Origin of the sequence: Kosakonia oryziphila, assembly GCF_900094795.1 — a bacterium.
Lineage (GTDB): Bacteria > Pseudomonadota > Gammaproteobacteria > Enterobacterales > Enterobacteriaceae > Kosakonia > Kosakonia oryziphila.
On the sequence record NZ_FMBC01000079.1, the window covers coordinates 1 to 11,594 of the forward strand.

The following is an 11,594-nucleotide window of genomic DNA, read 5'->3' on the forward strand; positions in this document are numbered from 1 at the left end:
GGCGGAAGGACAGGCCGACTTCAAAACGCAGCCTTAAAATTTCATGGATTTTACGCATTGCGATTCTCTTGTTTGGCATATATCACTCCCTGGAATGAAAGGGATAGATATAGCATCAAAAATCAATGCGTTAAGAATGGTTCTGGCGATGTGAACGGCAATTCCGGTCGTGTGAACACCGATTCTGGCAAAATGAACAGGGATTCTGGGCATGGTGCAAAATCGGGGTATTTTCCGCCGGAATACGCGTTCACGTAAAACCAGAAACTGCGTTCACGTTCCGCCAGAATTGGTGTTCACGTTGGGCCAGAATATGCAACTTCCGTACTGGTGCACGCGGTGGGGTCGCTGCTCATGACCGCAGCAGGTTTTTACCTGATAACATTACTTACATGAAACTTACAGTGCAGCCCCCAAATTAAATATTTGCCCAGGGCTGCACTGAATTGCTCCTATCCACGTAATGTGGACACAGCCCTGAGCGAGATTTTCGTTTTCAAATTGTTCCGGGCTGGGGCCGCCACGGACACTGTGGCATCGCCACCGATTGTAATCACACTCGATATAATTAAACACAAAGGCGTAACGTATTTTGCAGTTAACTCCTGTGTGGAATAACCCAAAAAACTATATTTAAAACATTTTCACCTCAGTAATCAGCACAAACAAAATAAGGAACTGGAGCCGGAGTAAATATCCACAAGTTATTTCTTAATTTTTTTATTCTGGTATGATGAGCGCCAGTATTTTTAGTAAAATAGAAGTCAGCAATGAATTGCTTTAAAATATTTTTATCACCCTCAGACACTTCTAATACGTCGTTACCATCTTGCGTTAGCAAGTATTCACCATTTTTTTCAGTGTAGCTGAATTGTCTCTGCAAACTGACATTTGAGACTTTATTATCATTTTCAAAATACTTGCCCTCAAGTGTCATAAAACCTTCTCCATCTTGCATATGAAAATTAATTACAGCACTTAATGTTTTATTCTGTGTATGGAAGCTCCCATCTGATGTACAGAAAAAACCATCTTTTGTTCTGTCACTCATAGCATACAGGTAGCCCATAAAACAGGACGCAATCATAAGCGAAATACAAATCACAGCCTTCAACCTACTTACTTTTGACATTATTATCACCTTAATAGTAATAATCTGAGAGGCAAATAACGCCTCCATTTTTTTCAGGGGAAAATAAATCAGATGTACAACGCAATACAAAAGTTCGTGATGCGGGAGGATAGTTAAAAATATACCACCATTTTTGCTCGCCACATTTGAGCCCATGATCCACAACAAAATTTTCAAAAAAAAATTATCCCTTACCGATTTATTCCTGTACAAATGACAGTCACCGTATTGATGCAATTCATAAAAATCAGGGTAAATATACTTCAAGTTATTTGTTTTTTTATATACGGTTAAATGAAAAGCCACAAAAAAAGATAAACTGCACAATATTATTGAAATTGAGATAAAAGAACCCAGAGGAGTCACTGTTTTTGATAAAAGTCTTCTTGCTCTGTTTTTATTATCTGAGGTTACAGATGAGTTGTTTTCGGTTCCAGAATTGGAAACGAAGTCTGCAAAGCTTTCAGATAAAATCATGAAACCACGTTTAGGAACGGTTTTTATTAGATCCCCAGACAACCCAACATTCACAAGCGTTTTTCTAAGAATAGATATGTTCTGATATATAGTGTTATTGGACACGCTCATGCCCCGGGACGACCAGGCAGAAGAAAGAAGCTCTTTGAGTGATACCGTTTCATCTTTATCTGCTTGCTAATCTCAATGAATGCATTGATAAACATGCCAGGGGCTACAGCGATGAGAAAATGTCAGGATATTTTCATGAACTCATAAAACTTCGTGATGAAATTGAATATGTCACCTCTATTTCCAATGATTAATATTTTATCTTCAAGAGGTATTATCATCGAAAAAACAAGTTTCAAATGTGTGATAAACAACAACGTGTATTGTTCTGGAAGATGATCACAACCTGTATTCATAATATAGTATCGTCGCTCATTGTAGCATGTGTTAAAGAAAAGCCATTAATACTGATTGATAGTCGGATTTTTTCAATATACTTTGGTCAAGGTTTGATAAAGTGATTGAGAATAATCCCTCTTCAGAGGTTATTTGATTAGGACATAGCTATTGGACACAACTTCATCTTTGACGATCTTATCTTTCCCCACTAGATAAAGTATCCGATAGCAAAACATTCCAAATGGCCATATGTTCTGATTTATTTCTAAAAAGAAGAACTGTGGATGTTACAGATTGAAACTGTTGAACTCGGAGCACAATATATTAAATTGAACACCTAATAGCGCTATATTCTTTTCACATCGTTCCCCCTGTTCTGCGGCACACTTACAGACTCAAGGTGCAAAGCAAAAAACTCTCCACTGGTGAATGCCAATAAAAATACTTCGTGCGAGAACCCTGAATCCCCCGTAACATCTTTGGCCGCCACACGGATACTTGTTTTAAACCCAATATGCGACCAATGAGTCAGCTTGAACGTGTTCATTTAAAAGAAGATGAGTTTGAAGCGTTACGACTTGTCGATTTACTTGGCATACAATAACAGGAAGTCGCTGTTGAAATGGGGGCTACTACGGCCCCCCGATCAGGCATGAGGAAAGCGCTTCACAGCCTGAACAGGGTTAATGATCCACTGATAAAATGGCTCTCGGGAAAAGGAAAATTATGTTATTCGTTGTTATGGCTTCCGTTATCGGTGTCTGCCTGCGGGCAGTAAAGATCATATAAGGTATTCAACAACGTCATAATACGTTTATCCTCAATACGGTAAAATACCATCTTACCTGCCCGCCGGGTCGCTACCAGCTTTAGGCGACGCATTACACCAAGCTGCTGAGACAGAGTCGGCTGAGTAATACCGACAGCGGCTTCCAGCTCGGTTACATTCGCTTCCCCCTGGCTTAACTGACACATCAACAATAATCGATCGCTATTGGCCAGTCCCCGTAATACATCTGCTGCCCCCAGAGCTGCATTTTTCATATCGGTTTGACGCCTGGCGTCTTCATTCATAAGCACTACAGCCCCCTAACACTATGTGTTTTTATATAATATAATTTAGTATACTAATGGCATCATAATTTTGCCACAGTGTACGTCAGGTCTGCAGCGCCTTGCTGGCAGGAATTTTTGCCTTGAGTGAACAGAGAGGATCTAATGAAAATAGTTATTGTTGGTGGTGTTGCCGGCGGGGCATCCGCTGCAGCCAGAGCACGTCGATTGTCAGAGGATGTCAGTATTGTTGTATTTGAGCGGGGAAGCGATGTCTCTTTCGCCAACTGTGGATTGCCTTATCATATAGGCGGGAAAATTCCGTTACGACAGTCACTTATTCTGAAAACCCCGGAGGATTTTAAATCCCGTTTTAACATAGACGTCCGTACATATCATGAAGTGACGTCAGTAGACCCGGTTAATAAAACGGTGATGGTTAAAAATCTGACCTCAGGGGAGGTCTATAGCGAAGAATGGGATCGTTTGCTCCTCAGTACCGGAGCCGCTCCGGTTGTTCCCCCTTTACCCGGGCTACAGGAAGATGGTGTCTTTACGCTGCGAAATCTTACTGACATGGATGCTATCCAGGCGTGGATTGAGCAACATAACGTAGCTCACACCACGCTTGTCGGTGGGGGGTTTATCGGACTTGAAGTGATGGAGGCACTGAGCGAAAGGGGGATCAGTGTGACCCTGCTGGAGATGGGGGAACAGGTTATGGCTCCGGTTGATCCTGAAATGGCATCTGCTCTGCATCAGGAAATCAGGAGTCATGGCGTGGATCTGCGCCTTAAAACAGCACTCAACGAGGTACTGCGGACAGAAACGGGATTCCGCGTTGCACTTTCTGACGGTGGGTTTCTGCAAACCGACATGGTTATTCTCGCCATCGGAGTAAAACCTGAGAATACCCTTGCCAAAGGGGCCGGGCTCGAAGTGGGTAAACGGGGAGGCATAAGTGTCAATGCCTGTATGCAGACAAGTATCCCTGACATATACGCCGTGGGGGATGCAGTTGAAACACCTGACCTTGTCTTTCAGGAACCCGCTAATGTTCCTCTGGCAGGGCCAGCCAACCGCCAGGGACGCATTGCTGCTGATAACATGCTTGATCGCCATAGCCTTTACCATGGCAGTCAGGGCACATCCATTTGTAAGGTATTTTCGCTGAGTATTGGCAGCGTCGGTGCGAATGAAAAACAGTTGAAAGCTCATGGCACCCGATACGAGAAGGTTTACGTCCACGCAGCGGATCATGCCAGTTACTACCCTGGGGCAACAATGATCAGTCTGAAACTGCTGTTCAGCCCCGATACCGGTAAAATTCTCGGGGCCCAGGCGTCAGGGAAAAAAGGGGTTGATAAACGAATCGATGTCCTGTCTGTTGCACAGCGCGCGGGGCTTACCGTCAAAGATCTCGAGCATCTTGAGCTTACTTATGCTCCTCCTTTTAACAGTGCAAGGGACATTGTTAACCAGGCTGGTATGGTGGCGACAAATGTAATTAAAGGAGATACGGTCATATGTCATGTCAGCGATGTGTTACAACGGGAACCGGGCAGCTATTGTTTACTTGATATTCGCTCTCCTGCAGAACTGAAACAATTTGGTGAATATCCTGACGCGCTATCCATTCCTCTTGATTCCCTGCGGGAGAACCTTGAAAAATTGCCTAAAGATAAAGAGATTTTTATAGGGTGTCAGAGTGGCCTGCGCGGGCATGTGGCATACCGTATTCTGCAGGCTCACGGCTTCCGGGCATATAATCTGAGCGGTGGCTTTATAACCTGGAAGGCGGTTATGGGGTCGATGAATAAATAAGAGATAACGAGCCATCTGGATGGCACTTCATCTCTCAGTATTCATTGAAAACGCATTACTACCTTGTATAAGCTCAAGCCTGATCTGGCAGTTACCGGTTATTTACACAGGTATCTGTCAGATTACATCTGGTTTAAGTTTTCTGACCTGCTCCCCGTTGATTAATACACCGCGATGTTAGTAATGTCTTCATAAGCCACATGAAGCCCCCCATGAAGAAGCGTTTTTCCGACGAACAGATCATCAGTATTCTCCGCGAGGCTGAAGCCGGGGTTTCTGCCCGTGAGCTCTGCCGTAAGCACGCCATTTCCGACGCCACCTTTTACATCTATGGACTATCTCCGTTTTGCAAGTACTGAATCTGGTTTTGGGTTGTTGCTTACATCTATCCGGCATCAGGAAAACCTGTGCCCAAATGGGTAATCCGCACACAATCGCCTCACCAACTGGACGGCCTCTGAGGTCAGTATAAAAATCAGGTTCCGATTGTGCAGGTGCAGCCTGTCACCATTTTTCAGTACACTGCAACTCGTCTGGCTGGGTACTAACTTCCAACTACCTGATACCCGGTCTCATTTCTCAGCATCGACCAGATTATTCTCGCGTTTTTGTTAGCGACCGCCACGGTCGTTTTATTAAATCCGCGCCGTTCCTTTAACTGGTTAACCCACTGATTCATATAACCCTCATTGTTATTCGAGGCAACCCTGACGACTGCGCGGGCACCATGAATAAAAAGTGTCTGTAGATGCTTGTCACCTTTTTTCGTCATATTCATCAGCACTTGACTGTCGCCACTCGAGTGCTGGCGTGGAACCAGACCCAGCCATGCAGCAAAGTGACGGCCATTCTTAAATTCAGTTCCTTTGCCAATAGCAGCAACAACGGCCGTGGCCGTTTTAGGGCCAATACCTTTAACTTTGGCAATACGCTGACAGGCTTCTGATTGTCTGAATACTGTTTCAATTTCCTTATCAAAAAAATGGATCCGACGCTCGAGATCATTAAAGAGATCATAGAGTTCCGCAATTGTTCTGCGCATACGGGGGCCCAGACCGTTTTCTGCATCTTCAAGGATAAGAGGAATAGCCCGGCGAGCTCTGGAGACAGCACTGCCAATGGGGATCCCCCGGTCAAGTAACAGCCCTCTTATTTGACAGACTGTCACAGTGCGATGATTAACAATACTCTGCCTTGCCCGGTGTAAAGCCTGGATAACGCGTATTCTGGACAGCATCGCGCTCTTTCGTGGCTATCCGGCGACAATAAGAACCGATCAGGGCCAGGAATTTACCTGCCGCGCGCTCGATCAATGGGCCTTTGAGCATGGTGTGGAGTTGCGACTTATCCAGCCAGGTAAGCCAACGCAGAACGGATTTATTGAGAGTTTCAACGGTCGATTTCGGGATGAATGATCCTACCCACGTAATGTGGACACAGCCCTAAGCGAGGTTTTTGTTTTCAAACTGTTCCGGGCTGAGCCTTTTTTATCTGACGTCATCAGAATCGCCAGGTGATGCCGATCGCCGGACCGCTCAGCAGGGTGTCATAAACGTGGCCATGATGGTCATAATCCACCTTCAGGGCCTTGTAGCCGACCGAAGCCGACAGGTTACCCGTAAAGGTGTAATTGATGCTGGCCAGCACCGACCACGTGTAGTCCGAGCCGATACCAGCCCCACCGATATCTGCTTCCGACTGGAGTGAGAAGGCCCCGTTCAGCGGTACGAAGATCCGTGCACCGACCAGTGGATCGAACCAGGAAAAATCTTCACTGTATGAAGCGGTTCGGTGCCCGATAAGGGGATGGGTTACCGTAGCGGTAATCTCATTGGCAACGTGCCAGAACCGGATACCGCCAAGCAGATCAAACGTGAAGTCCGGGTTGTCCATTACCCGATAGCCGCCCAGCAGGGTTGCCATAAACTGTGTGCTATCCATCTTGCCATCTATGTGTGATCCGGGGGGTATAGTGACGCCAAATCCCGGGATCTGAAACGCCGACAGCGGGCCACTGGCATGACCGCCAGTGGTATCGACATACATCAGATTTCCGGAGAAGACGACGCGATCATAACGCGCCCGAAGATCCAGAAAACCACCAAGATTCAATTTATCAAGTACCTCCGAGAAGGATTTGTCAACGTCTACGGTTGAACCGCGTTGAAAGGGCGATATACTGCCTCTTAGGCTCGCGGCCCAGAGAAAAGGGGTCGCCTGCAGCGCCCAGTCTGGTTTGGTCGCCTGATATCCACCAAGGGCATCTGGTGGGGCCGACGGGGGGGCTGCACAGGTGGATGAGATCCAGCAGAGAGGCAGCACAGCGAAAGTAGCAAGTCGGTTCACAAGATCGTTCCTTGTCATTTCAACGCGTGAAGGCGGTGTTTTTTTGTGGATTTATTTAATTGTATAAACGCGATTGCATTAAATAATGACGGATGTTGCTACATTAATATACTGATAATTCGAAATTAACACAGAAAAAAGGTGGGAAAAAACCACTATGAAATTGAAAAAAAACTCATTTTTTTTAACCTGTAGCGCAGCACTGCTTACCGCTGGTCTGTTGGTCCCGGTGGTTGAAGCATGTACCCGGGTGGTTTATACAGGCACGGACGATAACGTGATTACCGCCCGCTCGATGGACTGGAAAGTGGATGTGGGCACCAACCTCTGGGTCTTCCCCCGCGGGATGCACCGCACAGGAGAAACCGGGCCAAACTCCCTGAAGTGGATATCCAAGTACGGCAGCGTGATTGCCTCGGGCTACGATATCTCCACCACCGACGGAATGAACGAAGCCGGAATGGTAGCCAACATGTTATGGCTGGTGGAATCGTCTTACCCGACCCACGCCCCTGGCAAGCCCGGTCTGACCATTGCCGCATGGGCCCAGTATGTGCTGGATAATTTCGCCACCGTTCAGGAGGCCGTTGATGCTTTGCACAAGGAACCTTTCAGTATCGTGACCGATAAGGTGCCGGGGGAGGAGCGTCTGGCCACGCTACATCTCTCTCTGTCTGATGCGACAGGAGACAGTGCAATCATTGAATACATCGACGGTAAGCAGGTTATCCATCACAGTCGCAGTTATCAGGTGATGACTAACTCACCTATCTTTGAGAAGCAGCTGGCGATGGAAGAGTACTGGCGGCAGATTGGCGGTAGCGTGATGTTGCCGGGTACCAACCGCGCTGCGGATCGCTTTGCGCGTGCCAGCTTCTACGTGAACGCCATTCCTAAAACGGAAAATGCAGTAGAGGTAATCGCCAGTACCTTTAGCGTTATCCGCAATGTTTCCGTTCCCTACGGCATTTCCACCCCCGGGGAGCCGAATATTTCCTCTACCCGCTGGCGCACCGTTGCTGATCAGAAACGTGGACTGTACTTCTTTGAATCAGCTCTGGCACCTAATATATTCTGGACCGATTTAAAAAAGCTCGATTTTTCCGAGAAAACCGGGAAAGTCATGAAGTTAGATCTCGGACCGAACCAGACGAAAATCTACTCCGGAATGGCAAACGACCAGTATAAAGAGGCGCTCCCCTTTAAATTCCTTGGGGTATAAGTCGGAACGTAGCGCCCTGCACACCTACGGTCACCAGCTTAACCAGCCCTCGCATATTCATCTGTCCGTCACCCGCGGCGGGCTGGATATAAAACATGGCGTCCGGCGCAACCTCTTCTTTAAGAAACAGCCCGTGGAGAAAATCTGGCGCGGGGTAGTCATCCGCCTGCTGCGCCACAGCTATGACCTGATAGCTCCCGGCAGCCTGCCGGGACTGGGGCACATCCGCGACAAAAAACAGTGGAAGCGCTGTCTGCAGGCGCAGTACGGACGCCGCTGGAAGATCCACTTCGCGAAGAAGACCCGGGGCGCCTGGTGTAGCGTCAAATACCTGGGCCGCTACCTGAAGCGGCCTCCGGTGTCGGCGGCAAAGCTCAGGCACTACAGCGGCGGCGCCGTGGTGCACCACTATTACGACCACCGGACGCAGCAGCATCGGCAGCAAATGCTGACGCAGGAAGGGGTGATCGGGCGCTATATCAGCCACGTGCCGGCGAAGCATTTTAAAATGGTGCGCTACTACGGTTTTTTGTCTAACCGGAAACGGGGGGAATGTAAGTATTCAGCACATAAAATACATCGTAGTAGAATGATTTTCCTGATGCTTCGTCATAGTCCACTCGGCAATCGGCAAGCGTACCCAGGGGACGATTACCGCCGTAATCATTTGTCCCCCCGAATACCGAAATCAGGTCTGCACTGGCAATGGTCTCAGCGGTAAGCGGGTCCGACATCGTTCTGATCCCCAGCCCCGGTACGCCGTAGTTTGCCAGCGTCGTCAGTCCGGTTTCTTTCAGGACAAACGGAATATAGAAACCGCTGTGGGTAATGGAGTCCCCGAGCCAGAGGACTTTTTTCCCCTGACCAGGCAACGCATTGCTGCTGCCACCAAACGGGATATACCCTGTCTGTTCTGCATCCCCTTCCGTTACCATCAGTGCTTCCAGGCGATTAACTGGCGTGACCTGAAATTGCACAAACCATGCACCTTCCGGCACCGAAACTGGCGTACGTGCCGAACTGCTGTAGTCTTTTGAACCGGAAATAAACTGACCGCTGGCATTGTAGAAGCACAGGGAGTTAGTACCGAAGGAAGAGACAAAGTGGCCGCCAGGTGTCACCGGGATAAGATCGGTGATGGCATACGTGGCATTCTGGCCCACGGCGCCATTCTGATATGAAACGGTATAACCCACCTGAGCACGGCTCTTGTCAAAGAGATTGCGCCCTGCCGGCAATGCCGCATTGAGGGTGCGCGGGAAATCTGCAACGATGTCTGCGTGATGTCCTGTTTGTTAGGGGCACCAGAAGGAACATAATCCGCTGGCATATCGCTGCCGTGCAACAGCATCAGCGTGTCAGCACTGTTCAGCGGGGTTGCATGCAACCGGATGTATGCCGCATCCGCAGGCGTGGTGAACGGTGTGTTGGTGTGAATGCTGAGAACATCCACTTTTTTCAGGGTCACATCGTAACAGCAGACAACGTTACTGGCCTTGTTGCAGATGTAGGTTGCCAGCGGTGCCACAGGAATAAAATCAGTCACATAATAACTGTTGTTGGCAGTCACAGAGCCGTTGGTTGACAGGGCATAACCCATCAGCACTTCGTTTCGGTTGACCAGGTTAGCGCCCGGAAAGTTTTTGTTGAATAACTCCACAGTCTGCTGGTGAGACTTCAGATCCTGGCGGTACCAGTCACGCCAGCCATAGCCCATATAGACCGATGGTGCGCTGGTGCCTTTGGTCAGTACCTGCGTATCAGCCCCCGTTGATAGCGTCTGGGAAAAGCGAACAAAAAACGTTCCCTCTGGTGTGGTGAATGGCGTGTTGGCGTCCACCGCACCGGCATAGCTGATGAACTTTTTGTCAAAGCCATAAAACGCCAGATGGGCAACCTGTTTTGTAAAGACATATTGCGCGTTATCCTGCACCGGCAGCATGTCACTGGCGAAGTAAGCCACATTGTCAGACAACGCGCCTACCGTATTGACGTATTTCCCTTCGGTGATCCTGCTGGCATCAAAGAGATTAAAGACCTGCGGACCACGGCCACAAATTTCATAGAGAGAATGAATTTCTGATTTTACATACTGGCTACCCACTATTTCGGCAACGTCTACCGCCTTCCCCGAAACCTTACGATAATAAATAAACGCATTGCTGGCCTCACTGCCCTGAGGAACACGAAAATATTCGTTTTCATTGGTTTATTTTAATCCGGCATCAACAGATTCATAGGTAAAATAAGAGGAATCATAGCTTGCCACAACCATATCGATTTTTTTCATTACATCATCAGACATATAAAACTCCTTTCAGGGATGAGTTTACCCCTGCGCAATGCGTTAACATTGCGCCTGAGGTAAATATAAAGAAATTTAGTTCAGTTTTTATTCAGGCTTGAAACCTGGTTTACCATTGGCAGCACGCCATTCTTTTACGGTTTTTACAATTCCTTCTGGGAAATTTTCTACACCGGGTTCTGGATAATAAATAAGATCAGAGCCAGAAGGGTGCTCGGTGATTCTTTCAAATTCTAAAACAGCATCAATGTGCATTTATTCTGTTTGATAAGTATCAGTGCAAATGCTAGAAACAAAATCTAGAAACTCTTTTTCGGTAAAGTCTGGTACTTTCTTATTGGTCATTTCATTTTCCTTTATGTATCTCTATGTGACGTTTAGGTGTTACTGCATTGAGATTATCTATATTATAAACATCTCCACCTTTTGATATGTCTTGTTTATGGTGTAATTCTATTTTAACGCGCTTACCTGCTCGTTCACTCTTTTTAGCATAGGTAATCCCCCGAAAAACCGGTGTGTTTATAAGTAGAATTTTCTCCTGACCTGAATGCAGGGGGATTTCTATGAAGCGATCACGTTTTACTGACAGTCAGATCATCGCCATTCTCAAACAGGCTGAGGCGGGGACGCCGGTTCCTGAACTGTGCCGGGAGCATGGCATCAGCAGTGCCAGTTTTTATAAATGGCGCTCAAAGTTTGGCGGGATGGATGCGGCACTGATGAGCAGACTCAAAGAGCCTGAAGAAGAGAACCGCCGTCTGAAAAAAATGTATGCCGAAGAGCGTCTGAAGGCTGAAATTATTCAGGAAGCGATGACAAAAAAGTGGTGAAGCCATCAGACC

8 protein-coding genes and 8 pseudogenes are annotated in these 11,594 nt (G+C 47.4%); 7 read left to right on the top strand and 9 right to left on the bottom strand.

From position 1 onward, the window contains the following. On the top strand, positions 1-258 hold a 258-nt coding region (locus GA0061070_RS25365; RefSeq protein WP_208598204.1), incomplete at its 5' end, for a hypothetical protein. A 222-nt stretch (positions 259-480) separates the two neighbouring features. Here the strand turns inward: GA0061070_RS25365 and GA0061070_RS23265 are convergent. From GA0061070_RS23265 to GA0061070_RS23280, 3 genes and pseudogenes are all read right to left on the bottom strand, one after another. Continuing rightward, positions 481-585 (bottom strand): annotated as a pseudogene (locus tag GA0061070_RS23265) (IS3 family transposase); the annotation flags it as partial. Between the two features lie 64 nt (positions 586-649). After that, positions 650-1,765: pseudogene (locus GA0061070_RS23270) on the bottom strand (winged helix-turn-helix domain-containing protein); the annotation flags it as partial. Between the two features lie 963 nt (positions 1,766-2,728). Next, on the bottom strand, positions 2,729-3,073 hold the full coding sequence (locus tag GA0061070_RS23280; RefSeq protein ID WP_090138810.1) for an ArsR/SmtB family transcription factor: 345 nt from the start codon (positions 3,071-3,073) through the stop codon (positions 2,729-2,731). 144 nt (positions 3,074-3,217) lie between these two features. On the opposite strand from GA0061070_RS23280, the gene GA0061070_RS23285 reads away from it, so the two are divergent. Continuing rightward, entirely contained in the window at positions 3,218-4,876 is a 1,659-nt protein-coding gene (locus GA0061070_RS23285) for an FAD-dependent oxidoreductase (RefSeq protein ID WP_090138812.1), read from the top strand. Between the two features lie 212 nt (positions 4,877-5,088). Next, positions 5,089-5,208: pseudogene (locus tag GA0061070_RS23290) on the top strand (transposase); the annotation flags it as partial. 212 nt (positions 5,209-5,420) lie between these two features. Here the strand turns inward: GA0061070_RS23290 and GA0061070_RS23295 are convergent. Continuing rightward, positions 5,421-6,092 (bottom strand): annotated as a pseudogene (locus GA0061070_RS23295) (IS110 family RNA-guided transposase); the annotation flags it as partial. Between GA0061070_RS23295 and GA0061070_RS23300 the strand changes: the two are divergent. Further along, positions 6,091-6,288 (top strand): annotated as a pseudogene (locus GA0061070_RS23300) (integrase core domain-containing protein); the annotation flags it as partial. The pseudogenes GA0061070_RS23295 and GA0061070_RS23300 sit on opposite strands and share 2 nt — an antisense overlap. An 88-nt stretch (positions 6,289-6,376) precedes the next feature. On the opposite strand, the gene GA0061070_RS23305 reads toward GA0061070_RS23300, so the two are convergent. Beyond that, positions 6,377-6,988: a hypothetical protein gene (locus tag GA0061070_RS23305; protein ID WP_208598205.1), complete on the bottom strand. Its 612-nt coding sequence runs from the start codon at positions 6,986-6,988 to the stop codon at positions 6,377-6,379. 391 nt (positions 6,989-7,379) lie between these two features. Between GA0061070_RS23305 and GA0061070_RS23310 the strand changes: the two genes are divergently transcribed. Both GA0061070_RS23310 and GA0061070_RS23315 read left to right on the top strand, forming a co-directional pair. Then, positions 7,380-8,444 carry a linear amide C-N hydrolase gene (locus GA0061070_RS23310; RefSeq protein ID WP_090138814.1) on the top strand — a complete coding sequence of 355 codons (1,065 nt, stop codon included), beginning with the start codon at positions 7,380-7,382 and terminating at the stop codon, positions 8,442-8,444. Positions 8,445-8,457: 13 nt separating this feature from the next. Beyond that, a pseudogene (locus GA0061070_RS23315) lies at positions 8,458-8,994 on the top strand (IS91 family transposase); the annotation flags it as partial. Here GA0061070_RS23315 and GA0061070_RS24990 read toward each other — a convergent pair. The 4 genes and pseudogenes from GA0061070_RS24990 to GA0061070_RS26100 all read right to left on the bottom strand — a co-directional run bounded on the left by GA0061070_RS24990 (position 8,978) and on the right by GA0061070_RS26100 (position 11,341). Continuing rightward, the gene (locus GA0061070_RS24990) at positions 8,978-9,607 is read right to left on the bottom strand and encodes an SGNH/GDSL hydrolase family protein (RefSeq protein WP_139109829.1); all 630 of its coding nucleotides are present in this window, start codon (positions 9,605-9,607) and stop codon (positions 8,978-8,980) included. The pseudogene GA0061070_RS23315 and the gene GA0061070_RS24990 sit on opposite strands and share 17 nt — an antisense overlap. After that, on the bottom strand, positions 9,562-10,548 hold the full coding sequence (locus GA0061070_RS23320) for a hypothetical protein (protein ID WP_090138816.1): 987 nt from the start codon (positions 10,546-10,548) through the stop codon (positions 9,562-9,564). Before GA0061070_RS23320 ends, GA0061070_RS24990 begins: the two co-directional genes overlap by 46 nt. Positions 10,549-10,836: 288 nt before the next feature. After that, a pseudogene (locus GA0061070_RS23325) lies at positions 10,837-11,094 on the bottom strand (bacteriocin immunity protein). 1 nt (position 11,095) lies between these two features. Further along, positions 11,096-11,341 (bottom strand): HNH endonuclease signature motif containing protein, encoded by a 246-nt coding sequence (locus GA0061070_RS26100; RefSeq protein WP_425256072.1) that lies wholly within the window; start codon positions 11,339-11,341, stop codon positions 11,096-11,098. On the opposite strand from GA0061070_RS26100, the pseudogene GA0061070_RS23335 reads away from it, so the two are divergent. Then, a pseudogene (locus GA0061070_RS23335) lies at positions 11,316-11,576 on the top strand (transposase); the annotation flags it as partial. The gene GA0061070_RS26100 and the pseudogene GA0061070_RS23335 overlap by 26 nt on opposite strands. Between the last annotated feature and the right edge of the window lie 18 nt (positions 11,577-11,594).

Excerpts from the sequence above, each read along its gene's own strand:
- GA0061070_RS23280 (WP_090138810.1), bottom strand. The coding sequence starts at position 3,073 with ATGAATGAAGACGCCAGGCGTCAAACCGATATGAAAAATGCAGCTCTG.
- GA0061070_RS23310 (WP_090138814.1), top strand. The coding sequence starts at position 7,380 with ATGAAATTGAAAAAAAACTCATTTTTTTTAACCTGTAGCGCAGCACTG.
- GA0061070_RS23285 (WP_090138812.1), top strand. The coding sequence starts at position 3,218 with ATGAAAATAGTTATTGTTGGTGGTGTTGCCGGCGGGGCATCCGCTGCA.